Consider the following 23,522-nt stretch of genomic DNA (forward strand, 5'->3'; position numbering starts at 1 on the left):
CTGTGGGCGGCGTGTTTCGCCCGCGGAGGATTTAGATTGCCGGCCTGTTACAACAACCTCTAGGAAGTAAATGGTGCATATCCGCCTTGTTACGGTTATGTTTCCGCACCCGCGCAGCCACCCGGCTCCCTTTCCTGCAAGGACTCCTGCACCATGACGGCAACACCCCGCGAAAGCGGTGCCACCTCGAGGTTTTTGGCCCGGCTAAGGCCGCAGCGGGAGAAGCTTCCCCGCGACATCAAGGTGATGCTGGCCGCCGCGTTCCTCATTGCGCTTGGATTCGGGCTCGTTGCGCCTGTATTGCCCCAGTTCGCAACAACCTTCGGGGTGGGGAACACAGAGGCCGCGGTCATCGTGGCGATCTTCGCCTTCATGCGCCTGGCGTTTGCCCCTGCCGGCGGTGCCCTGATCGGCAAGCGCGGCGAACGACCCGTCTATGTGGCCGGGCTGCTGATCGTGGCGCTGTCCACCGCAGCGTGTGCCTTTGCCCAGGACTATTGGCAGCTGCTGCTGTTCCGCGGCCTCGGCGGGGCGGGGTCCGTGATGTTCACGGTGGCATCAATGGCCCTGGTGGTCCGGCTGGCACCGCCCAAGAGCAGGGGCCGGGTTTCAGGAGCCTACGCGTCCTCCTTCCTGATCGGGAATGTGTGCGGACCGATTGTGGGTGGCCTGCTGGCGGGGCTGGGCCTGCGGGTCCCATTCCTCGCCTACGCCGCCGCCCTGCTGGTGGCCGCGTTCGTCGTCCAGACCCAGCTCAGCCACCAGCGCCGGGGAGGGAGCGAGGTACAGAACCGTCCACCAGACATGCGCTTTGGCGAAGCCCTGGCTGCCGGAACCTACCGGTCCGCCCTAATCTCCAGTTTTGCCAACGGGTGGGCAACCTTTGGCGTCCGGATGGCAACGGTGCCGCTGTTCGCCGCGGCGGCCTTCGGAGCAGGCCCGCAGGCGGCCGGCCTTGCACTGGCAGTGTTCGCTGCCGGCAACGCCGCCGCCCTGACTTTTTCGGGGCGTCTGGCGGACTCCCTGGGACGCAAACCAATGATGATCTGGGGCCTGCTGGTGGCAGCCCTGTCCACGGCAGCGATCGGCATTACCTCCGACCTGCCCTGGTTCCTTGCGGCATCGACGCTGGCCGGCGTCGGGTCCGGCCTCTTCGGTCCCGCCCAGCAGGCCGCCGTCGCCGATGTCATTGGCAATGCGCGCTCCGGGGGCAAGGTGCTGGCCGCGTACCAGATGACGTCCGACGTCGGAGCGATCGTCGGGCCGCTCGTGGCAGGTATGCTCGCCGACAGGCTGGGCTTCGGCTGGGCTTTCGGCGTGACCGGGGGCATCATGCTCCTGGCCGCCGTTGGCTGGCTGCCCACGCGCGAAACCCTGCGTAAGGCCGGTTCCTAGCCTGCGCTGCAGGCCAGGGCGGGCTGGTCAGATCAGCAGGTTCAGTTCAGCAGGGCGTCGACAAAGCCTTCGGTGTCGAAGGGGGCAAGGTCGTCGGCGCCTTCGCCCAGTCCGATGAGTTTGACGGGCACGCCCAGGGCCTTCTGGATGGCGACGACGATGCCGCCCTTGGCGGTTCCGTCCAGCTTGGTCAAGACGATGCCGGTGATGTTGACCACCTCGGAGAAGACCCGAGCCTGGTTCAGGCCGTTCTGGCCGGTAGTGGCGTCCAGGACCAGCAGGACCTCGTCCACCTCGGCCAGCTTCTCCACCACGCGCTTGACCTTGCCCAGTTCATCCATCAGGCCCACCTTGTTCTGCAGGCGCCCGGCGGTGTCGATCATGACAACGTCGACTTCCTGTTCGATGCCTGCCTTCACGGCCTCGTAGGCAACGGACGCGGGGTCGGCGCCGTCGATATCCGACTTCACGGTGGGGACGCCGACGCGCTGCCCCCACGTGGCCAGCTGTTCGGCGGCGGCGGCGCGGAACGTGTCCGCAGCGCCAAGCAGGACGTCCTTGTCCTCTGCCACCAGCACGCGCGCCAGCTTGCCAACGGTGGTGGTCTTGCCGACGCCATTCACGCCCACCACCATCATCACGGCGGGCTTGTCGGCATGGCGGGTGACGTTCAGGCTGCGGTCCATGGTGGGGTCCACGAGCTTGATGAGTTCTTCGCGGAGCATGGCCTTGACGTGTTCCGGGGTCCGGGTGCCCAGCACCTTGACCCGCTCCCGCAGGGCGTCCACCAGCTGCATGGTGGGCCCGGTTCCCAGGTCCGCGAGCAGGAGGGTTTCCTCCACCTCGTCCCAGACGCCCTCGTCGATCCGGTCGCTGGACAGCAGCGCCAGCAGGCCCTTGCCCATGATGTTGTTGGAGCGGGCAAGCCGTTCGCGCAGGCGGGTGAGGCGCCCCGCGACAGGCAGCGGGGTTTCGACGGGGATGGTTTCCAGCCCTGCAACGTCATCCGGAACCGTAGTGGTGTCCAGCCCCTCAAGGTCCACGCTCCCGGGAGGCGTGCGCTCGATGGTTCCGTCCCTGTCCGCCACAGCGGTGCTGCCGCCCGCGCGGATTTCCGGATCGTTGGCGTCCCGTGTACCCGGGTACCGCGTGATGTTCCTCCGCGTCTTGAGCAGGACCGGAATCAGGCCGCCGATGACCACCAGCGCAACGAGGATGGACAGGACAATGGGAAGGATGTCATTCACTCCCCTAGCTTCTCACAAACGGCCTTACCGCTTCCGGCGGCCGCTGCGCCCCTGACCTGCCCCTTTGCCCGTCCCGCCTGCTGCTGCGTCTTCGCGCCGGTGCTACACCTCCGCGCCGAGGCGCTGGCTGATGACGGTGGAGACGCCGTCGCCCCGCATGGTGACGCCGTACAGCGCGTCCGCCACTTCCATGGTCCGCTTCTGGTGGGTGATGACAATGAGCTGGCTGGATTCCCGGAGTTCTTCGAAGATGGTGATCAGCCGGCCGAGGTTGGTGTCATCGAGCGCCGCCTCCACCTCGTCCATGACGTAGAACGGCGAAGGCCGCGCCTTGAAGATGGCCACCAGCAGCGCCACTGCGGTCAGGGACCGTTCCCCGCCCGAGAGCAGTGACAGCCGTTTGATCTTCTTGCCCGCAGGGCGGGCCTCCACTTCGATGCCCGTGGTGAGCATGTCCGCAGGATCAGTCAGGACCAGGCGGCCCTCGCCGCCGGGAAAGAGCCGCTCGAAGACCCTGACGAACTGGGCCTGGGTATCCTCGAATGCTTCGGCAAAGACCCGCTGGACCCGGTCGTCAACTTCCTTGATGATGTCCAGCAGATCCCGCCGGCTGGCCTTCAGGTCCTCGAGCTGCGTACTGAGGAACTGGTGCCGCTCCTCCAGTGCCGCGAATTCCTCCAGCGCCAGGGGGTTTACCTTGCCCAGGCTGGCGAGGTCGCGTTCGGCCTTCCGCAGCCGCTTCTCCTGCTCCTGCCGCACGTAGGGCTTCCCCTCCCTGATTTCTTCCCCGTCCGCATCAACCGGGGTCCGCAGGGCCGCCCACTTGTCGCCGGATTCCTCCGCGGGCACAGGAACCGGCACGTCCGGCCCGAACTCCGCGACCAAGGCTTCGGGGGTGATGCCGAGCTCGTCCACCGAGCGGGTTTCCAGAGCCTCGATCCTGGCACGCTGCTGGGCCCGGGCCAGTTCGTCCCGGTGCACGTTGTCAGTGAGCTGGGCCAGTTCCCTGGCCAGGGCCTCATTCGCCTCCCGGATGTCCCGCAGCCCGCGGTCACGCAGCTCGCGGTTCTCCTCGGCCAGGTCGCGCTCGTGCCGGGCAAGGTCAACAGAAACGTCCACATAGCCAAGCGCCAGTTCCACCCCTGCGGAAACGGCGGCCGCCCGCCTGGCCTGGACGCGGCGGCGCCGGGCACGCTCCGCCGCCTCCTCACGGGCACGGCGTTCGGTGGCGGCGGCACGTTCCAGGGACGCCACCCTGTTGCGGGTGGCCACCAGCTGCTCTTCGGCACTGCGCAGGGACAACCGCGCCTCCACCTCGGCTGCGCGGGCGGCGGATGCGGCACGGGCCAGCGCGTCGCGCTGCTCCGTGGAGGGTTCCTCTTCCACAGGTGCTTCCTGCGCCGCGGCCAGACGGGCGGTAACAGCGGCGAGCGCTTCTTCCTCCGCCGCGACGTTGCCTTCGGCCCTGGCCAGGGACGCTGCCAGCCGTTCGCTCTCGCCAACGGCGCTGCGCAGGACGGAGTTCAAGTGGCCCAGGCGTTCTGCAACGGCGGCGAGGCGGGCATCGGATTCGTGCAGCTTGTCAAGGGCAGCGTCCGCTTCCTCCTGCGCCCCGGTGCGCCGGGCCTCGGCGGCGGCCAGGGCGAACCTGTTCCGCTCCAGGTCCGCGGTGACCGCCGAAAGTCCGCGGTCGGCGTCGTCCACTGCCGCCTGCACCTCAAGGCGGGACGGCGCCTTGGCGGAGCCGCCGGTGGCAGAGACGGCGGTGAAGACGTCGCCCTCGCGGGTGACGGCCGTCAGTCCGGGCAGCGCGGCCACCAGGGCGGCCGCGGCGTCGATGCCGGTGACGACGGCGGTGCGGGACAGCAGGTGCCGGACCAGGGAGGCGTGCCCCGCAGGTCCGTCGACCAGGTCAGCAGCCCACTGCGCTCCGTCAGGCAGGGATGCGTCGTTCCCGTCGCCCCGGTGGAGTGCCGCAGCCGATGCGAGGAGCAGCGACGCCCGCCCGGCGTCGTCGTCCTTGAGCCGTCTCAGCACGGCGCCCGCTGTTTCCCCGTCCTGGACGAGTACGGCCTCGGATGCCTCCCCAAGGGCGGCGGCGAGGGCGGCCTCGTAACCGCCCTGAACGGTGATCCCGGCAGCAATGCTTCCCTGCACTCCGGGGAACCCGGACTCCAGTACGTGCCTGGCACCGTCCTTGCGGTCAAGGCCGAGCTTCAGGGCATCGAGGCGGGCGGCGAGGGCGTCCCGCTTGCGCACCCCCTCGTTGACGGCGGCCTTGAGATCCGCGATCTCCTGAAGTACGGCATCCAGGACGTCGCTGGCGGCCTCATAATCGGCGTCGAGGGATTCTTCGCCCTCCTCCACGCCGGCCACCTGGTTTTCCAGCGCCGTGAATTCAGCCTGGGCCCGGGCACGCCGTTCCGTGCCTGCGGCAAGGGATTCGCGCAGCCGTCCGAGTTCCGCCTGCGCGGACTCCACCCGGGACCTGGCAGCGGCTACTTGTCCGGCCAGGCGGGCAAGGCCCTCCCGCCGGTCAGCTGCTGCCCGGAGCTGGGCAGTGAGTCGCCGGTCCTCAGCCTGGGCCGCTTGCTCCGCTTCAGCCTTGGCGGCGCTGGCCGTGTCCAGTGCGGCCCGCCTGGCCTGGATGTCCTGTTCGAGTTCGGCCAGCTCCTGCCGCACCCTGGCTGCCTGGCGCTCGAGCTGTTCCGGGTCCCGGCCGGAGGAAGGCGCGGCATCCTCGGAACCCAGCAGGCGGCTCCGTTCGGTGGCCAGCGAGCCGAGCGACCGGAGCCGTTCACGTGCAGTGGAGAGCCGGTACCAGGTGTCCCTGGCGGCATTGAGCCGGGGCGTGGCTTCGGCTGCCAGCTGCTCCAGCGCTGCCTGCTGCCTGCGCCCTGCCTCGAGTTCCTGCTCGACGGCGCTCCGCCGGGCTTTCAGCGCGGCCTCGTCCGCCACGTCCTGCTCCAGCGCCTGCTGCAGCTGGACGAGGTCATCGGCGAGAAGGCGGGCGCGGGCGTCCCGGACGTCGAACTGGACGCGTTGGGCGCGGCGGGCCACCTCCGCCTGCTTGCCGAGGGGCGTGAGCTGGCGGCGGATCTCCCCCGTGAGGTCGGTAAGGCGCTGGAGGTTGGCCTGCATGGCCTCCAGCTTCCGGACGGTCCGTTCCTTGCGCCGGCGGTGCTTGAGGATTCCCGCGGCCTCCTCGATGAAGCCGCGGCGGTCCTCGGGGGTGGCGTGCAGCACGCGGTCCAGCTGGCCCTGGCCCACGATGACGTGCATTTCCCGGCCCAGCCCGGAGTCGGAGAGCAGTTCCTGGATATCAAGCAGCCGGCAGCCGGCACCATTGATGGCGTATTCAGAGCCGCCCGTCCGGAACAGCGTCCGGGAAATCGTCACTTCGCTGTACTCGATGGGGAGGGCGCCGTCGGTGTTGTCGATGGTCAGCGAAACGTGGGCGCGGCCCAGCGGCGGACGCCCGGACGTCCCCGCAAAAATGACGTCCTCCATCTTGCCGCCGCGCAGGGTTTTGGCCCCCTGCTCGCCCATGACCCAGGCCAGGGCATCCACCACGTTGGACTTGCCGGATCCGTTGGGACCCACGACGGCGGTAACGCCGGGTTCGAAGTCGAAGGTGGTGGCAGACGCAAAGGACTTGAACCCCCGGACGGTGAGGCTTTTGAGGTGCAAGGCTTTTCTGGTCTCCTGGAGCGGGTAGGGCACTTTGCTGGAACCGGCTCACTACAATCTACTGCGCAGGGCCGACAATTCCCCGCAGCAGCGCCCGGGAGCCGACGCCGGTGCGACGGGTGAATATGCATGATCCGGCACCACAAAGGCATAGTTAAGCTCTTGAGCCTGCGTTTTTGTGGGTACAGTCACCGCAGGAATGCGGGACGGAAACGAAGAGGGGCTTGAATTGGCAGGTAATGCAACCTTCCGCCACAGCAATACCGCGCTGCTCTCGGTGAGCAGCGTCGAGGCTCCGAGGATTGTGAGCTCCACGGACTTTGACCGCCGGCTGGCATCAACCCTGCAGCGGCTCAAGTTTCCGCCGCGGCTGCTCGAACGCGTGGCGGGCATCACGCACCGCCGTTGGTGGGCTGCCGGAACATCGTTCGACGATGCTGCGGCGGAAGCCGGCGCCAAGGCCCTGGCCGAGGCGGGTATCGAAGCGTCCGACGTCGGCCTGCTGATCAACACGTCGGTAACGCGGCGGAACCTCGAGCCCTCCGTGGCGGTGAAGATCCACCACAGCCTCAGCCTGCCGCCGTCGGCCATGAACTTCGACCTCGCCAACGCCTGCCTGGGATTCGTCAACGCCCTGACCCTGGCAGCCAACATGATCGACTCGGGACAGATCAGGTACGCCGTCATTGTCAACGGCGAGGACGCCCAACTGACGCAGGAGGCCACCCTGGCCCGGCTGCAGCGGCCCGAGACCACGCGGGCTGACTTCAACCGGGAATTTGCCACGCTGACGCTGGGATCCGGGGCAGCAGCGGCCGTCCTGGGGCCGGCGGATGAGCACCCCGGAGCGCACCGCGTGGTTGGCGGCGTAATGCGTGCCGGCACCGAGCACCACGAGCTGTGCGTGGGCGGCATCGACGGCATGAACACCGACACGAAGGGACTGCTCGACGGCGGCCTCCAGCTCGTCGTCGACGCATGGCAGGAAGCCCAGCCCGAGTGGGACTGGGCCGCGATGGACCGCTACGTCACGCACCAGGTAAGCAACGCCTACACACAGGCCATCATCGATGCGATCGACCTGGACCCGGACAAGGTGCCCATCACGTTCCCGCACTGGGGCAACGTGGGACCGGCATCGCTTCCCATGACGCTCGCCGCCGAGGCACAGTCCCTGGGAACCGGTGACCGGGTGTTGTGCATGGGCGTCGGATCCGGCCTGAACACCGCCATGCTGGAAATCGTTTGGTGATCGCAGACTGGCCGGGCGTCAACGCCGAGTGGTCCCGCGAGATCGATGTTCCCTCCACGTCAAGCGCTGACGCCCCCGGCACGGTGCGCCGCTGGCACCTGCTGGACAATGGAGAAGAACTCTCCCGCCGCGGCCTGACGCCGTTGGGAACGCTGCTGTGCGTCCACGGCAACCCCACCTGGTCCTACCTGTGGCGGAGCCTGCTGGCTGCCGGATCCGACCCGGCACATCCGTGGCGCGTGGTGGCCGTGGACCAGCTGGACATGGGTTTCTCGGAGCGCACCGGCACCTTCCGGCGGCTGGCCGACAGGATCAATGACCTGGGCGACCTCACCGACGCACTCGCCCTTATCGGACCAGTGGTCTCCGTGGGCCACGACTGGGGCGGGGTGGTCAGCCTCGGCTGGGCATTGGCCCACCGCGACCAGCTGGCCGGCGTGGTGCTGACCAACACCGCCGTCCACCAGCCCGCCGGATCCCCCATCCCGCCGGCACTGCGCCTGGCCCTGCACCCCGCCGTGCACACGTGGGGAACCACCACCACGGACGCCTTCCTGAGGGTGACGCATTCGCTGGCACACCCGCCGCTGGCCGCGGACGTGCGGGACGCCTTCATGGCCCCTTACCGCGGATCCTCACGCCGTGCGGGGGTGGGCAACTTCGTCGCAGACATTCCCGTTGATGCGTCGCACCCCAGCTTCGCCGCCCTCAACAGCGTGGCGGAAGGTGTGCGCGGACTGGATGTGCCGGCCCTCATGCTCTGGGGCCCGCGGGACCCCATTTTCTCCGACCGCTACCTGAAGGACCTGATCACCCGCATCCCCCACGCGGACGTGCACCGCTACGAGGGCGCGGGACATCTCGTGGCAGAAGACCGAAACATCGCACCGGCGGTCTTCGACTGGCTTGCCGGCCGCGTCACGCACGGCGGAAACGGGTCTGCTGCAGCCGGCACGGCGACGGCCGCCCCGGCCTTCAGGCCCCTGTGGGCCCGCCTTGGGGAACTGTCGGCAGGACCCTCCGGCGGCGGGACGGCCGTCGTCGAAATGGCCGCGGACGGCAGCCCAGCCCGCTCGCTGACGTGGAAGCAACTGGAAACGAGCGTTAACCACCTCGCGGCGGGCCTCCGGAAGACAGGAGTAGGGCCGGGCACCCGGGTGAGCCTGATGATTCCGCCCGGGGTTGACCTGACCGTAGCCCTGTACGCCTGTCTGCGGTTGGGAGCGGTGGTGGTTGTCGCCGATGCCGGCCTGGGTACCAAGGGGTTGAGCCGGGCGGTCAAGGGCGCGACGCCCGACGTCCTGATCGGGATCGACAAGGCCCTGGCCGCTGCCCGGGCACTGGGATGGGCGGCCAGGCGCATCAGCGTGCGCGACCTGCCGGCCGGGCGCCGCCGGCTCCTCGGCGTGGAAACCTCCCTCGCCGCCCTGGCCCAGGCCGGCGCCGGTCAGGGTGGACGCACCGGAGTGGACGGCAGTGCCCACTCCCCGGACCCCGACTCCCCCGCCGCCGTGCTCTTTACCTCCGGCTCCACCGGTCCTGCCAAGGGCGTGCTCTACACACACCGGCAGCTGGCAGCCATGCGGGACACCGTGGCAGAAACCTTCGGAATCCAGCCGGGCCACCGGCTGGTGGCGGGTTTCGCGCCCTTCGCACTGTTGGGGCCGGCACTGGGAACGGTGTCCGTGACGCCGGCCATGGATGTCACCGCGCCCCGCACCCTGACGGCGCGCGCGCTCGCCGATGCTGCCGCGGCCATCGACGCAACGGTGGTTTTCGCGTCTCCTGCCGCCCTGCGCAACGTCGTTGCCACCAGGAACGGGCTCACCACAGAGGGCACCGCGGCACTTGGATGCGTTGAACTGCTGCTCTCCGCCGGCGCGCCGGTTCCGGAACCGCTCCTTGCAGAGGTGAGGCGGCTCATGCCTGCAGCCTCGCTGCACACCCCGTACGGGATGACCGAGGCCCTGCCTGTCACGGACATCAACTTCGAACAGATCCAGGCCGCCACGGCCGACGCCCGCGCCGGAACGATGCCAGGGGCCGGCAACGGCGTCTGCGTCGGCCGGCCGGTACATGGCGCCCGCACAGCCGTGATCCCGCTGGCAGCCGACGGCACCGCCCCCGGGACTGCGCCGGTGACTGACGCCGGGGTAACAGGAGAAATCCTGGTCAGCGCGCCGCACGTCAAGGATGCCTACGACCGGCTTTGGCTGACCGAAAAGGTGAGCGCCGGTCCAGCTGGATGGCACCGCACCGGCGATGTGGGTCATTTCGACGACGACGGCCGGCTGTGGGTGGAGGGGCGCCTTGCGCACGTCATCACTGCGCCCGGTGCGGTGGTCACGCCGGTTGGCGCCGAACAGGCCATCGAACGCCTGGGTGATGTCCGCATGGCCGCCGTCGTAGGTGTAGGACCGGCCGGCACCCAGGCCATCGCCGCCGTCGTCGAAACCGTCCCGCCTGCCCGTAAGGCCGGCCCTGCCGGCCCGGAACTGGCCGCGAAGGTGCGGGGTGCTGCCCGCATGGCAGGCGTGTCCGTGGCGGCGGTCCTGGTTGTCCCCACGCAGCCTACTGATATCCGCCACAACGCGAAGATCGACAGGTCACGGCTGTCCCAATGGGCCTCATCGGTACTGGCCGGCGGCCGTCCGGGGACGCCATGAAAGTCCTGGTCACCGGCGCAAGCGGCCTGTTGGGGCGGAAAGTAGCCGGCCTTCTGGTACGCAGTGGCCACGCGGTCACCACCTTCCAGCGGCGGCCCTCAGGGGTCGAGGGCGCGGCGGACCATTGCGGTTCCCTCGCCGACGATGCCGCTGTCAGGGCTGCCGTCCGGGACGCTGAGGCGGTCATCCATCTGGCCGCCAAGGTCTCCTTCACCGGCCGGACCGCAGAGTTTGACGAGGTGAACGTCCAGGGCACCCGCCGCCTGCTTCTTGCCGCCCGCGAGGCGGGTGTGCGCGACCTGGTCTTTGTGTCCTCCCCCTCGGTGGCCAACTCGGGCGCCGCCATCGCAGGACTTGGCGCAGGGCCGGCGGATCCGGACCGCGCCCACGGCGACTACGCCCGCACCAAGGCGCAGGCGGAGCTGCTGGCCCTTGCCGCGGACGCTCCGGACTTCCGTATCGCCGCCATAAGGCCGCACGTGGTCTGGGGGCCGGGAGACACCCAGCTGGTGGAACGGGTGCTGGCGCGGGCGGCCCGGAACCGGCTGCCGCTAATGGATGCGGGCGCGGCGCTGATCGACACTACCTATGTGGACAATGCAGCGGAAGCGATCGTTGCCGCTTTGGACCGCATCAGTTACATCCACGGCAGGGCGCTGGTGGTCACCAATGGGGAGCCGCGGCCGGTAGGCGAACTGATTGCCGGAATTTGCGCTGCTGGCGGCGTGCCCGCGCCGTCCTGGTCTGTGCCGGGAAAGCTTGCCCGCATGGCAGGGTCAGTGGTGGAAAAGGCGTGGCTCAAACTTGGCAAACAGGACGAACCGCCCATGACCAGGTTCCTTGCCGAACAGCTGTCCACGGCCCATTGGTTCGACCAGCGGGAGACCCAGGAACAACTCGACTGGACTCCCGCTGTGTCCATCGACGAGGGGCTGGCACAGCTGGCCGACTACTACGGCTCCCGCTGAACTGGCCAGGTCAGGCGGTTGGGGGTCTGGCAGGTGCTACCAGCGGCCGTTGCGTGGCCGCGGCTGGCATACAGGGCAGGTGTGGGATGACCGGTTCATGAACTGGTCGCGGCGGATGATCGAGTGGATTCCTGCCGCCGCGCACCGCTTGCATGGCTCCCCCTGGCGGCCATAGGCGTTGAGGGACCGGTCGAAGTAGCCTGAGGCCCCGTTGACGTTGACGTACAGGGAGTCGAAGCTGGTTCCTCCTGCTGCCAGCGCATCGAGCATTACGTCGCGGGCGCTGTCCAGGACGCGCAAGGCGTCAGCCCGGCGCAGTGTGTCGGTGGGCCGAGCGTAGTGCAGCCGGGCACGCCACAGGGCTTCGTCGGCGTAAATGTTTCCAATACCGGACACAAGGCCCTGGTCCAGCAGTGCCCGCTTCAGCCCGGTCTTGCGCTTGCGGAGCCGCTGGTAGAAGAGGTCGAAGGAGAAAGCAGGGTCCAGGGGGTCGCGCGCAATGTGGGCTGCTTCCGCGGCGATCAGCGGAAGGGGGTATTCGCCGAGGCCGCCAGGGCCGCCGTCGTCCGTGGGCACCAAAGCCGTGACGAACAGGCCGCCGAAGATCCGTTGGTCCACGAACCGCAGCTGGTCCGGCATGCCCTCGCGGGGACTGAGCCTGAAGCGGACTTTGAGGTGTTTTTCATCGGGGACGCCGGGCCCCTGCATCAGGAGCTGCCCGCTCATACCCAGATGTGCCATGAGTGCCACTTCCGGCACCGGTGCGGGTTCCTGGTTGTCCCGTGGAGCGGCGCTGTCCACCAGCGGCATCCAGAGGAATTTGCCGCGGCGTACGACATCGGCCACGGTGGCACCCTGGAGGTTGCCGATGAAGTCCCCGGCCCCGAGGGCATGGCGCCGGATGGAGCGGGGATCGAGGACTTCGACGGCGCTGATGGTCCTGCCGCGGACCCAGTTCACCAGGCCGCGGCGCACCACTTCTACCTCAGGCAGTTCCGGCACAAAACCCTACTTGGCGGCTACGGAGCCTGCGGAGGTGCTGGAGGCACCCTGGGTTTCAGCTCCGGAAAGCACCCGCCACGCGTCCGCAGCGGCTTCCTGCTCCGCTTCCTTTTTTGAGTGGCCGGAACCCTTGCCATAGGCGGTGCCGCCGATGTTCAGGACGGCAGTGAAGGTGCGGGCGTGGTCCGGGCCCGAGCCATCCACCGCGTAGTGGATACTGCCGAGCTGCCGGCTCGCCGCGAGTTCCTGGATGCTGGTCTTCCAGTCGGTGCCGGCACCCAAAACGGCTGCGTCCTTGAGCAGCGGACCGATCAGGCGCATGACCAACTGGCGCGCGGTCTCGATGTCGTTGGAGACGTAGGTAGCCCCGATCAGGGCTTCCATGGTGTCCGCGAGGATGGACGCCTTGTTTTTGCCGTGGGTGAGCTTTTCGCCCTGCCCCAGGTAGATGTACTCACCAATGCCCAGGCTGCGTCCGATGCCGGCCAGCGCCCGGGTGCTGACGACGGCGGACCGGCGCTTGGCGAGTTCACCTTCGGGCAGGTCCGGGTTGTCCCGGTAGAGGGCGTCGGTTACGGAGAATCCCAGGATGGAGTCGCCCAGGAACTCGAGCCGCTCATTGGTGGGTATGCCGCCGTTCTCGTAAGCGTACGAGCGGTGGGTAAGCGCAAGACGAAGCGTCCCGGCGTCAATAGTGACACCGAGACGCTTCAGAAGCTCTTCAGTTGAAGACATCAGTCAGCCTGTTGGGCCGATTAGACGTCAGCGACCTTGCGGCCCTTGTACTCAAGGAACAGCGCGGTGCCGGCAGAGTCGGTAACGACCTTTGCCTGGTGCGGCAGGCTGTAGGTGATCTGGCCGTTCTCAACGGTCTTCACCAGGTGGGGGGCGGTCGCCTTCCACTGCGAGCGGCGGGCGCGGGTATTCGAGCGAGACATTTTCCGCTTGGGAACAGCCACGGCTAACTCATTTCTCTCTAGACAAACACGTACAAATCAATTTTGCCGGTCAGGCTTAGCCATATCAGCTAGGGCAGCCCAGCGAGGATCCAGGACCTCGTGGTGGTGCCCCGGCTCGTCTTCCAGGCGAGCTCCGCATTCGGAGCAAAGGCCCTGGCAGTCTTCCCGGCACACCGGCTGGAACGGCAGATTGGTGACAACCGCGTCCCGCAACACCGGTTCAAGATCGATTACATCGTGCTCGACTCGACGTTGCTCTTCATCTTCTTCTCCGTCCGAAAGCTGAGCGCCTTCGTAGAAGAAAAGTTCTTGCACATTGACCTCAAGGTCATACGCAAGGGGATCCAGGCATCGGCCGCACTCGCCGGTTACTTCGGCGATAACGGTTCCTGATACCAGAATTCCTTCGTGTACGGCCTCCAGCCTCAGGTCGAGCTCGACATCCGAGCCTTCCTGAACACCAATGAGCGCCACACCAAGATCACCTGGTGCGGGTACATGTTCCTTCAGTGTCCGCATGCTTCCCGGGCTGCGCCCGAGGTCCTTGACGTCGAACGCCAAGGGCGAACCAGCATCTCTGTTAATGAGAACTCCTGTTGAACATATGACCGACGTACCATCTTAGCCTGAAGAGCCATGGTGACTCAAACCGGCAGCAGGCACCGCCGAAGTACCGATCCAGCCTACCGCCTTGGCTGCTGATCCGGCGAAGGCTCGCCGGAAACCATCCGCCGGTGCACCGACCGGGGCACATAGTCCGAGACGCTGCCGCCCAGCACCGCCACTTCCTTGATCAGTGTGGAGGACAGGTGGACATAACTGGCCTCGGCCGGGAGGAAGACTGTCTCCACCCCGCTCAGCTGCCGGTTCATGGTGGCCATGGGGAGCTCGTAGTCAAAGTCCGACGACGACCGGAGCCCTTTGACGATGGCAGACACGCCCCGCTGGCGGCAGTACTCCGCCAAAAGTCCCTCGCCCACGGGTTCCACCACGATGCCCTTGAGCAGCGCCAGGGTCTCGCGGGCCATTTCCAGCCGTTCCTCCAGGGTGAACATGTACTTCTTGGCGTAGTTCGTGGAGATGGCCACGATGACCTCGTCGAACAGGCCGGCAGCCCGCGCAATGACTTCGAGATGGCCGTTGTGGATGGGGTCGAAGGATCCGGGGCACACAGCGCGTCTCATGCTCCGAACCTACCGCATGGAAAGGCCGGGATACCATGACTGGATGCATCCACCACGGGAACTTTCCGCCCCCTTGGCACCTGCGCCCTGGCAGCGCACCGCGCTCGGAGCCAACCTCCTGGCGCCGGACGGCGGACTGGGTGTCACCATCTTCGAGGAGATGACCACCCTGGCCGTCCAGACCGGCGCCATCAACCTGGGACAGGGCTTCCCCGATGAGGACGGCCCGGCCGAAATCCGGGAGGCAGCCCGTGCGGCCATCGCAGCCGGGGCCAACCAGTACGCGCCGGGCAAAGGCCTCCCCGAACTCCGGGAGGCGGTGGCCGCACACCAGGAACGCTTCTACGGGCTGGCGCCGGACCCGGCAACCGAGGTCATCATCACCACCGGGGCCACCGAAGGCATCGCCGCCTCGCTCCTTGCCTTCGCCGGGCCGGGCGATGAGGTCCTGACGTTCGAGCCGTTCTACGACTCCTACGGTGCGGTCATTGGACTCTCCGGCGCCACCCACGTGACCGTGCCGCTGGCCGCCCCGGACTTCATGCCCGACATGGCGTTACTGGAGGCAGCCTTCAGTGAGCGGACACGCGTGGTCCTTTTGAACAATCCGCACAACCCCACTGGTGCCGTTTTTCCGCCCGCCGTTCTGCAGCGCGTGGTGGACCTTGCGGAAAAGCACGGCAGCACCATCATCACTGATGAGGTGTACGAGCACCTCACCTTCGGCGTGACCCACACGCCCGTGGCCACCCTTCCGGGCGCCGCTGGCCGCACCATCACCATTTCCTCTGCCGGCAAGACGTTTTCCCTGACCGGATGGAAAATCGGCTGGCTGAGCGGGCCCGGGGACCTGGTCGCCGCCGTCCGCACGGTCAAGCAGTTCCTCACCTACAGCTCGGGCACTCCCTTCCAGGCAGCGATCGCCAAGGGATTGGCCCTGCCGGACGCCTTCTATACCGGCATCGCCTCTGCATTGGAGCAGAAGCGCGACATTCTCAGCGACGGGCTCCGGGCCGCGGGCTTTGACGTTTTCGTCCCGCAGGGGACCTACTTCGTCAATGTGGACACCGCGCCGCTGGGCATCACGGATGCCCTGGACCTCGCCCGGCGCCTGCCGGAACTGGTGGGTGTGGCCGCCATCCCCGTTCCGGTCTTCTGCCATCCGGAAGGCGCGGAACGGACGCGAAGCCTGCTCCGGTTTGCCTTCTGCAAGAAGACCGAAGTCCTGGAGGAGTCTGCCGCGCGGCTGGCAACCCTGCGCGGCAGGCTCTGATGACAGGCCGCAGCGGCGGCGCCGCCAACCGCTTCCTGCGGACCACCGGCCAGCACGCCACGATCGAACCCGATACATTCACCGATGGCGGCTACGTCCTCAGCATCGGCGGAGCCGAACAGTCCCACGTCAACCTTGACCGGCCGGAGGAGATCTTCTACGAGTACCTCCGCCGGATCGGGCACCTGGTGGATCTTGCCGGCCCCCGCGGCCAACCGATCAGGGCGCTCCACCTGGGAGCAGGGGCGCTGACACTGGCCCGGTACATCCAGGCCACCCGCCCCGGCTCACCGCAGTACGCGGTTGAGCTGGAACGCGAACTGCTGGACTTCGTCCTCCAGCACCTTCCCATGCCCGGGGGAACAAACCTGACCACCATCATCGGCGATGCCCGCGACGCACTTGGTGCCCTTGACCCCGGCCTCACGTTCGACGTCGTGATCCTGGACATCTTCTCCGGCCCGGAGGCGCCGGCCCACATCGCCGCCAGCGGTTTCTACCGTGAGGCCAGGGAACGCCTTGGCCCGGACGGGCTCCTGATCGTCAATGTGGGCGACGAGCCTGCGCTCACACTTGTCCGGAGCCAAGTGGCTGCAATGCGCGGGGCCATGGCCGATGTGGCCGCTTTTGCCGAAGCCGGCATGTTCCAGGGCAGGTATCCGGGGAACATCATCCTGGTGGGGACGCAGGGTCCCTGGCCGCAATCCTGGACAGCTGAGCTGACGGCACGGGGCCCCCACCCTGCGCGGGTCCTGGCCGGTGTGGACCTGGACCCCTTCTCGGGCTAAGCGTCCGGGGAGGCGGGCCCTGGTGCCTCGGCCAGGTCATCGGCGGCAATCGCATCGGGCACGAACGGCTCCGCGAACCACAGCCTGGTCTCCCCGTACTTCTTCTCGGCAAACCTGGTCATACCGTCCGGCCACCCTGGTTCCGGGGATCGTGAGGAGCGTTCCACCACGACGACGGCTCCGGGTCCCAAGTGGGCTGCAAGTTTCTGCAGCACCGCGGACAGCGTGCCATCCTCCAACGGGTACGGCGGGTCCAGGAACACCAGGTCCCAGGCGGCCGTTTCCGCAGCCCGGTCCAGGAAGGATTCCACCTTTGAGCGGTGGACAGTCACGGTCTTGCTGCCCAGTACCCCATTGATGAGGTCCGCATTGCGCTGGCACACGCCACTGGCCTTGGCGTCTGACTCGACCAGGTCCACCGACCGGGCTCCCCTGCTGCCGCTTTCCACCCCCAGGGCACCTGAACCCGCGTAGAGGTCCAGCACGCGGGCGCCGGCGATTACGTCAAAGGCATCGAGGCGGGAGAACAGCGCTTCCTTTACCCGGTCCGTGGTGGGCCTGGTCAGCGATCCCGGGACGGCCGCCAACGGAGTGCCGCCGGCCGCGCCGGCGATGATCCGCGTCACGGCGCACACCGCGATCCGCCGGCGTCCGGTGCACTTTCGTTGCTAGCCGCGTTCAAGGAACGCCTCCTTCTCGGGGTTGAGGTACTTCTCGATGGCGTCGGCGAGTTCCGGATGGCCGGACAGCAGCGGGTCCCCGCCAACGATTGCCTGGGCATCGTCCCTGGCCCGGGCTATCACGTCTTCGTGTTCAAGGACCCGCAGCAGCTTCAGGGTGGACCGGCCGCCGGACTGGGAGGCGCCCAGGATATCGCCCTCGCGCCGCAGCTTGAGGTCTTCCTGCGAGAGGACAAAACCGTCCGTGGTGGCAGCCACGGCATCAAGCCGGCGCCGGCTTGGGTGGCCGGGTTCCAGGGCTGTGACCAGCAGGCAGGTCCCGGGAAGGCCGCCGCGGCCCACGCGTCCGCGCAGCTGGTGGAGCTGGGAGATTCCGAACCTGTCGGCGTCCAGGATAACCATCAGCGTGGCGTTGTGCACGTCCACCCCCACCTCGATCACCGTGGTGGAGACGAGCAGCTTGATGCGGTTGGCAGTGAACCCGGCCATGGTGTCCGTCTTCAGGTCCGGGTCCTGGCGCCCGTGGAGGGGAGCCAGGGGAACCCCCGCCAGCGAGGGCTCACCCAGCAAGTGGTCCACGACGGCGGTGACGGACGCGAGTTCCCGGGCCTCCTCTGCCTCCACGCCCGGTGGCGCGGCCTCCCCGGGGCTGAAGTCGCCGTCGTCGTCCGTTCCAATCTTGGGGCAGACCACGTACACCTGGTGGCCGGCGTCGATCTCTTCCCTGGCGCGGGCCCAGATCCGTGCCGCCCAGGCAGGGTTTTCCGCAAGGCCAACGAGGTGGGTGGTGATTGGTGCCCGGCCCTTGGGCAGTTCATCGAGGGTGGAGGTCTCAAGGTCACCGAACACGGTCATCGCCACCGTCCGGGGAATGGGAGTGGCGGTCATGACCAGCAGGTGCGGCGGCTTCCTGGCTTTGGCCCGCAGGGCGTCGCGCTGTTCCACGCCGAAGCGGTGCTGCTCATCCACCACGATCAGGCCGAGGTCGTAGAAGGAAACGTTGTCGCTGAGCAGGGCATGGGTTCCGATGATGATTCCCGCGGTGCCCGAGGCGGCGTCCAGCATGGCCTGCTTCCGTGCCGCCGTGGGCATGGATCCGGTCAGCAGCGTGACCTGGACGGAAGGCCCGTTGCCCCCGGCCAGGCCGCCCAGGAGTCCGTCGCTGGAAAGCGGGCCCAGGGTGCGGCGGATGGAGTCGTAGTGTTGGGCCGCGAGCACTTCAGTGGGCGCCAGGAGCGCGGCCTGTCCGCCGGCGTCCACCACCTGGAGCATGGCCCGCAGCGCCACGACGGTCTTTCCGGAGCCCACTTCGCCCTGCAGCAGACGGTTCATGGGCGTGTCCTGCGCCAGTTCCGCGGCGAGGGTCTTGCCGACGGCGGCCTGGCCGGCCGTGAGCGTGAACGGCAGGTTTTTGTCGAACGCAGCCAGGATGCCTTCGCTGACGGGGCGCCGGGCCGTGGCTTCCTCCGCGGCGAGCTGGGCCCGGCGCCTGGCGAGCGCTGACTGCAGCACCACGGCTTCCTGGTAACGGAACCGGTCGCGGGCAAGTTTCCAGTCCGCAGCCGTTTCAGGCACGTGGATGAGCCGGTATGCGTCCGCCACGGGCAGGAAGCCTTCCCGTGCTGCGACCGCCGGGGGAACCGGATCCGGCACCGAGCCGAGGTCCGAGGTTTCCAGCAGCGTGGCGATCACCTTCTGGATCTTCCAGCTGGGAAGCTTGGCGGTGGCCGGATACACCGGAATGGGCATGGCTGCGAGTTTCTCAGGGTCCTGGCCGGCGTCGCTGAACGGATCTTCGTCCAGGAGCTGGAAGTCGGGGTTCGTGAGGCCAAGCTTTCCCTTGAAGCTGGTAACCCTGCCCGAAAACAAGGCCCGGCGCCCCTGCAGGAGTTCGTTTTTTGCCTTGAACCCGTTGAAGAAGCTGATTTTGAGGGTGCCTGGAACCTTGCCGGTGTAATCCCGGCCGCCCACCAGCCGGAGCCCTTGCTGCCCGTCGTCGTCGGAAACTATGACGTCGGTGATGGTCCCGCGGCGTGCCTGCATGTGCCGGGTGCTGCTGGACAGGACCCGGGCAATGAGGGTGACTTCCTCGTCCAGCGGAAGCTCCGTGATGGGCGTCAGCTCACCGCGGCTCATGTAGCGGCGCGGGAAGTAGTTGAGGAGGCCTTCCACGGTGGTGATGCCGAGATGTTTCTCGATGACCGTCGCCGAACGCTTCCCGATGCGCCGCTCCAGGGGCAGTTCCAGCTCAGCGTTCATGCCCGCCGGTGTTCACCGCATCCGCATCCGGGTCCCGCGGCAGCGCCAGTTCGCTGATGCTGATCTGGGCAGGTTCGCCCAGGGACCGGATGATTCCTACAGCCGGGGCGGCATCCGGCACGTGCACGTGCACCCGCCACCGGTAGTTGCCTTCGGCGTCCGGACCGTTGCCCACCTGGCTCATGATCACGGACTCGCCAATCTCATCCAGCCGCTGCCGGAGGGTGGCGGCATTCAGGGGCGAAAGGCTGATGGTGCACATGACTTCCACGCCGTCGTCGTCCGGCATGGAGGTGTGGATGTGGGGATCGGAGACGTCGTAGCCATGCAGGCCATCGAGGAGTTCGCTTTGCAGTTCCTCGCCAAGGACGGCGGAGCGCAGGCAGTCGAGGATCAGCAGCATTCCCACGCCGCCCGCATCCACTACATGGGCGGACTGGAGCGCGTCGAGCTGTTCCTCGGTGTGGATCACTGCGGCCAAGGCGCCCTCCACTGCCGCGTCGAGGGCGAGGCCCAGCGCATGGTTGCTGTCATCGCCGTCCTGGGCGGCGTCGACGGCGGCTGCCTCACGGGCTGCCGCTTCCATGACCGAGAGCATGGTTCCCGGAACCGGATCACTCAGGGCAGACCAGGCGCGGATCTGGGCGCGGTTCAGTGCTGCCGACAGGAGGGTGGACGTCAGCCGGGTATGCCCGGCCAGCGGCTCTGCGGCAGCGCAAAGAAACACGGAAAAGAGCGTTCCGGAATTTCCCCTGGCCTCCTCCATGGCGGCCTGCCCGGCCCTGGCAAGGACTTCACCGACGTCCACCGGGGCTGGCTGGTCCCCGCCCAGCACCAGCGAACGGGCAGCAGCGCGGACCGTGAGGTAGAGGTTGGTGCCGGTATCACCGTCAGCCACCGGGAAGATGTTGATGGCGTTGAGCCGGTCGCTGTGGTTTCCCAAGGCAGTTTCAGCCTTGCCCAGCCACCTCTTCATCGCCAGCGCGTTGGCGGCAACCTTAGTGTGCAAAGTGATCCCATCCCCCGGTGTCCGCGGCCCGGCCAGCTATCAGGACACCCGGGCCTTCGTCGGTACCGAGTGCATGTATCGAGCCTATCGCAGTGAATCCGGGCGGCAGCTGAACGCCCGCAGGGAATGTGGCCAGCAGCCCGTGGTCCTCACCGCCGCCCAGCACCCATGGCGCGGCATCCGCTCCCAGCCGTGCCGCGGCCGGGCCCAGGATGTCCGCCAGCTGGGTTAGCCGCGCTGGATCGAGGGCCACGCCGACGTGGCTGGCGGTGGCAAGCCGCTTCCCGTCGCGCAGGAGTCCGTCGGAAATGTCCAGCATCGCCGTGGCGCCCGCCGCCCGGGCCGCCGGCCCCGCTTCCAGGGGTGGCCGCGGGCGGCACTGCAGATCGATGAACGCACGTTCTGCAGGATCGAGGGTCTCCTCGGCAACGCCCGATTCGAGCAGGGCCAGGCCCGCCGCGGCGTGGCCGACTGTTCCAGCCAGCGCCAGGATGTCACCCGGCCGGGCGCCGGACCGCAAAACCGGCCGCCCGCCGTCGAGCGTTCCCAGGACCGCCGCAGTCACCGAAATTTCCCGGCCGCGGCCAAGGTCACCACCTGCCACTGAACAGTGGATTGCCCCGAGTTCCTGGATTCCGGCGGTCAGCCCGTCCGCCAGGTCCTCCACCCAACGGACCGGCGTGTCAACGGGCAGGGTGAGGCTGACCACCATGGACGTTGCGTGCGCGCCCATGGCATTGATGTCGCTGAGGTTCTGTGCCGCAGCCTTCCAGCCGACGTCAAACCCGGTGGTGCGGTAGCCGTTGGGCCACAGGAGCCGGAAATCCTGGTCCTGGACCTGGGTGTCAATGCTGATGACGGTCCTCCCGTCCGGGGCTGCGACGATGGCGGCGTCGTCGCCCGGCCCCAGCAGCGTGCTTGAGGCGTGGCCCCCCTCCATCCGGAGTCGGGGGAAGATCCGGGCCAGCAGGTCGGCTTCGGAAAGGCCGGCCACGGTGGGTTGGCGGTCAACGCGGTTACGGAGGTCTTCAGGCACGCAACTACGCTACCGCGCCCGGCCGACATTGTGTCCGGATGGACACTCAACGGCCGCGCAGTATGGCGCAATTTACGCTTACCCGCCACCCCTCCGGGGTCACGGGAATGGACACCTCGGGCAGAGCGGAATCACCATTACACCGGGCTGCAGCATCTTGTACCGCGGCAGCCCATTCCGGTCCCGTCTGACGTGTGGTGGTGGCCTGAAAGTAGTGGATCGAAAGAAAAACAACCATGAGGGTAGGGGCCCAGTACTTGGCTCTGCCCGCGACAATCAGCTTTCTGTCTTCTGCCACAGCGCATGCCACTGGCACCAAGACCAACAAAAACATTGAAGGGGCCGCTGCGTAACGGAAGAAGGTGAAGACAGTCAGCCAGTCTTCTCTTGTGAAGTTGGGAAAGTCGAATTCGGGTGAGGGGTTTAGGACAGTTGCTGCCGTCCAACAGGCCGCGGCGGCCGCGAATGCATACATCGCCACGGCCTTCCAGCGGAGATGCCCATATACGAGGATGTAGGCAAGTAGCCCGAAGACGATGACGCACGGAACAGCAACAGCGAATCCGCCGAATGTGGCGATGTTGGTTGCCATCGTATGGGGATCTGACATCCATATCGACCCCACCGGCTGAAGCAGGAAGCCGTAAAGGACGGACAACGGCTCGGTTGCGTCGACCGCCGGTGCCGCAGAGTACCTCGGTTCGAGGATGGTTGCGGCAAGCTGGATGCCGCTCCCCAGGACCAAGGCAGCGGGCGCCCAATAGTTCTTTTTCCAAAAAGCGGCCCAGATGGCGAGGGGGAAGAAGAATCCGACAAGTATCTCGGTGGTTGCGGCGGCCAGCATCGCGGCGAAGACGGAAAGTCCCGAGTACCAGGTCCGCGGCCGATAGATGAGCAGCCATGGGCAAAACCAAAGCATATACCAGTGGAGGTTTGCCGCGTTGCCCAGCACTTCCAGCGGCCCAACAGGCACAAGCACCGGTATCGCCGCCACCATCAGGCGGTATCTACGGTGCTCAAAGAGCTGGCCGGACAGCACATAGGAGCCGACGGAGATGGCTGCGACCACCACGCAACTTAAAAGGGACATCATTGTGGCGTAGTTCTCGATCGGAGCCACGGAATAGGCAATAGCCGCTACAACGCGGGGAACCGTGTGCAAATACCCTGCATAGGGACTCACAATGCTTTGCCACGGGCCAAAGGAGATGGCGTCAGCCAGGAAGACTACGGCATCCTCGGCCCAAACCGTGCCGCGGGTTACTTCAGGAAGGCGGAACCACGCCAGGAAGCTCAGTCCAACGAGTGCAAGCAGACTGCCTACTGCATTGACGCCTCGTCTGCGGGCCGGGAACGACGCCTCGTTTTCATTTGACGCACAGCGGGATAACTCGGCAATCGCGGTCTTTTTCATGGTGGAACCACCTTATAGGGGCTCTGCGGCACCAAAGACTCACGCCGGCCCGGCGTGAGTAACGTGAACGCAAGGCGGGGATTGGTCTTGCCCCGTCCCAGCGGGGATGATAGAAGAATGCCCCATCCCCAGCTGCCCCTGTCCGCCCGCGCCGCCAGGATTGCGATGGTTGGGGGGATCGCCGCCCTTTCCCTGACTGCCTGCTCCCCCGCAGTGGACGTCACCGCTGCCAAGGACGCGGCCAACCCGGCCTGCGCACCCATGATGGTGGCCCTGCCGGATGCCATTGGCGATTCACAACTGCGGAAGACCAACAGCCAGGCCACAGCAGCATGGGGCGACCCCTCCCTTGTCATTCTCCGCTGCGGCGTCAACGTGCCGGGGCCCACGACGGACCGCTGCGTCACCGTCAACGGCGTCGACTGGGTTATCAAGGAAGGCGACCCGGTGTGGACGCTGACCACCTACGGCAGGGAACCTGCTACCGAAATCCTGATGGACCCGGACAAGATCAGTTCGGCAACAGTGCTGGCGGACCTGGCAGCGGCGGCCGGCAAAGTTCCGTCGTTGCGGAACTGCGTTGGCCAGGAAGACCTGCAGAACCTGCCGAAAAGCCAGTAGCTCTCCGGCAGATCCTGCCGGCGGGTGGGCCCACGCCGGCAGGGTTCCCTGGCCGAAGCGAGGCCGAGGGGCCGGCGGG

Annotated in this window: 19 protein-coding genes; 7 read left to right on the forward strand and 12 right to left on the reverse strand. The window is 67.2% G+C overall.

Features of this window, described 5'->3' with window-relative positions; translation table 11 throughout:
- Positions 1–153 precede the first annotated feature (153 nt).
- The gene (locus ACTAQI_RS07955) at positions 154–1,395 is read left to right on the forward strand and encodes an MFS transporter (protein ID WP_457950495.1); all 1,242 of its coding nucleotides are present in this window, start codon (positions 154–156) and stop codon (positions 1,393–1,395) included.
- 41 nt (positions 1,396–1,436) lie between these two features.
- On the opposite strand, the gene ftsY is transcribed toward ACTAQI_RS07955, so the two are convergent.
- Positions 1,437–2,642, reverse strand: a complete 1,206-nt coding sequence (ftsY, locus tag ACTAQI_RS07960; protein ID WP_457950496.1) for a signal recognition particle-docking protein FtsY — start codon at positions 2,640–2,642, stop codon at positions 1,437–1,439.
- Between the two features lie 102 nt (positions 2,643–2,744).
- Entirely contained in the window at positions 2,745–6,332 is a 3,588-nt protein-coding gene (gene smc / locus ACTAQI_RS07965; protein ID WP_457950497.1) for a chromosome segregation protein SMC, read from the reverse strand.
- 199 nt (positions 6,333–6,531) lie between these two features.
- On the opposite strand from smc, the gene ACTAQI_RS07970 reads away from it, so the two are divergent.
- From ACTAQI_RS07970 to ACTAQI_RS07980, 3 genes are read left to right on the forward strand one after another with little or no spacing between them, the layout of a single operon-like run.
- Positions 6,532–7,584: a 3-oxoacyl-ACP synthase III gene (locus ACTAQI_RS07970; RefSeq protein ID WP_457951014.1), complete on the forward strand. Its 1,053-nt coding sequence runs from the start codon at positions 6,532–6,534 to the stop codon at positions 7,582–7,584.
- On the forward strand, positions 7,578–10,250 hold the full coding sequence (locus ACTAQI_RS07975; protein ID WP_457950498.1) for an alpha/beta fold hydrolase: 2,673 nt from the start codon (positions 7,578–7,580) through the stop codon (positions 10,248–10,250). Before ACTAQI_RS07970 ends, ACTAQI_RS07975 begins: the two co-directional genes overlap by 7 nt.
- On the forward strand, positions 10,247–11,218 hold the full coding sequence (locus tag ACTAQI_RS07980; RefSeq protein ID WP_457951015.1) for an NAD-dependent epimerase/dehydratase family protein: 972 nt from the start codon (positions 10,247–10,249) through the stop codon (positions 11,216–11,218). The genes ACTAQI_RS07975 and ACTAQI_RS07980 overlap by 4 nt, the downstream gene beginning before the upstream one ends.
- Positions 11,219–11,254: 36 nt before the next feature.
- Here ACTAQI_RS07980 and mutM read toward each other — a convergent pair whose 3' ends face one another.
- The 5 genes from mutM to coaD all read right to left on the reverse strand — a co-directional run bounded on the left by mutM (position 11,255) and on the right by coaD (position 14,363).
- Positions 11,255–12,220 (reverse strand): bifunctional DNA-formamidopyrimidine glycosylase/DNA-(apurinic or apyrimidinic site) lyase, encoded by a 966-nt coding sequence (gene mutM / locus ACTAQI_RS07985; protein WP_457950499.1) that lies wholly within the window; start codon positions 12,218–12,220, stop codon positions 11,255–11,257.
- 6 nt (positions 12,221–12,226) lie between these two features.
- Positions 12,227–12,955, reverse strand: a complete 729-nt coding sequence (gene rnc / locus ACTAQI_RS07990; RefSeq protein WP_457950500.1) for a ribonuclease III — start codon at positions 12,953–12,955, stop codon at positions 12,227–12,229.
- 20 nt (positions 12,956–12,975) lie between these two features.
- A complete protein-coding gene (gene rpmF / locus ACTAQI_RS07995) occupies positions 12,976–13,179 on the reverse strand; it encodes a 50S ribosomal protein L32 (protein ID WP_308930650.1) in 204 nt (67 codons plus the stop codon).
- A gap of 36 nt (positions 13,180–13,215) precedes the next feature.
- Positions 13,216–13,740 carry a YceD family protein gene (locus ACTAQI_RS08000; protein WP_457950501.1) on the reverse strand — a complete coding sequence of 175 codons (525 nt, stop codon included), beginning with the start codon at positions 13,738–13,740 and terminating at the stop codon, positions 13,216–13,218.
- A gap of 122 nt (positions 13,741–13,862) precedes the next feature.
- Entirely contained in the window at positions 13,863–14,363 is a 501-nt protein-coding gene (gene coaD / locus ACTAQI_RS08005) for a pantetheine-phosphate adenylyltransferase (RefSeq protein ID WP_457950502.1), read from the reverse strand.
- 43 nt (positions 14,364–14,406) lie between these two features.
- Between coaD and ACTAQI_RS08010 the strand changes: the two genes are divergently transcribed.
- A complete protein-coding gene (locus tag ACTAQI_RS08010; RefSeq protein WP_457950503.1) occupies positions 14,407–15,636 on the forward strand; it encodes an aminotransferase class I/II-fold pyridoxal phosphate-dependent enzyme in 1,230 nt (409 codons plus the stop codon).
- A complete protein-coding gene (locus tag ACTAQI_RS08015; RefSeq protein WP_457950504.1) occupies positions 15,636–16,424 on the forward strand; it encodes a spermidine synthase in 789 nt (262 codons plus the stop codon). Before ACTAQI_RS08010 ends, ACTAQI_RS08015 begins: the two co-directional genes overlap by 1 nt.
- Here ACTAQI_RS08015 and rsmD read toward each other — a convergent pair.
- Genes rsmD through ACTAQI_RS08040 form a run of 5 tightly spaced genes read right to left on the reverse strand, consistent with a single transcriptional unit; the run spans position 16,421 to position 22,822 of the window.
- Positions 16,421–17,050 carry a 16S rRNA (guanine(966)-N(2))-methyltransferase RsmD gene (rsmD, locus tag ACTAQI_RS08020; protein WP_457950505.1) on the reverse strand — a complete coding sequence of 210 codons (630 nt, stop codon included), beginning with the start codon at positions 17,048–17,050 and terminating at the stop codon, positions 16,421–16,423. The genes ACTAQI_RS08015 and rsmD overlap by 4 nt on opposite strands.
- A 42-nt stretch (positions 17,051–17,092) precedes the next feature.
- Positions 17,093–19,363 (reverse strand): ATP-dependent DNA helicase RecG, encoded by a 2,271-nt coding sequence (locus ACTAQI_RS08025; protein WP_457950506.1) that lies wholly within the window; start codon positions 19,361–19,363, stop codon positions 17,093–17,095.
- Positions 19,353–20,339: a DAK2 domain-containing protein gene (locus ACTAQI_RS08030; RefSeq protein WP_457951016.1), complete on the reverse strand. Its 987-nt coding sequence runs from the start codon at positions 20,337–20,339 to the stop codon at positions 19,353–19,355. The genes ACTAQI_RS08025 and ACTAQI_RS08030 overlap by 11 nt, the downstream gene beginning before the upstream one ends.
- 22 nt (positions 20,340–20,361) lie before the next feature.
- Positions 20,362–21,408, reverse strand: a complete 1,047-nt coding sequence (thiL, locus tag ACTAQI_RS08035) for a thiamine-phosphate kinase (protein ID WP_457950507.1) — start codon at positions 21,406–21,408, stop codon at positions 20,362–20,364.
- A gap of 46 nt (positions 21,409–21,454) precedes the next feature.
- Positions 21,455–22,822: a hypothetical protein gene (locus ACTAQI_RS08040; protein WP_457950508.1), complete on the reverse strand. Its 1,368-nt coding sequence runs from the start codon at positions 22,820–22,822 to the stop codon at positions 21,455–21,457.
- 117 nt (positions 22,823–22,939) lie between these two features.
- On the opposite strand from ACTAQI_RS08040, the gene ACTAQI_RS08045 reads away from it, so the two are divergent.
- Complete coding sequence (locus tag ACTAQI_RS08045) at positions 22,940–23,443, forward strand: DUF3515 domain-containing protein (protein WP_457950509.1); 504 nt, start codon at positions 22,940–22,942, stop codon at positions 23,441–23,443.
- The last annotated feature ends 79 nt before the right edge of the window (positions 23,444–23,522 follow it).

It is taken from the genome of Pseudarthrobacter sp. alpha12b (genome assembly GCF_054130495.1).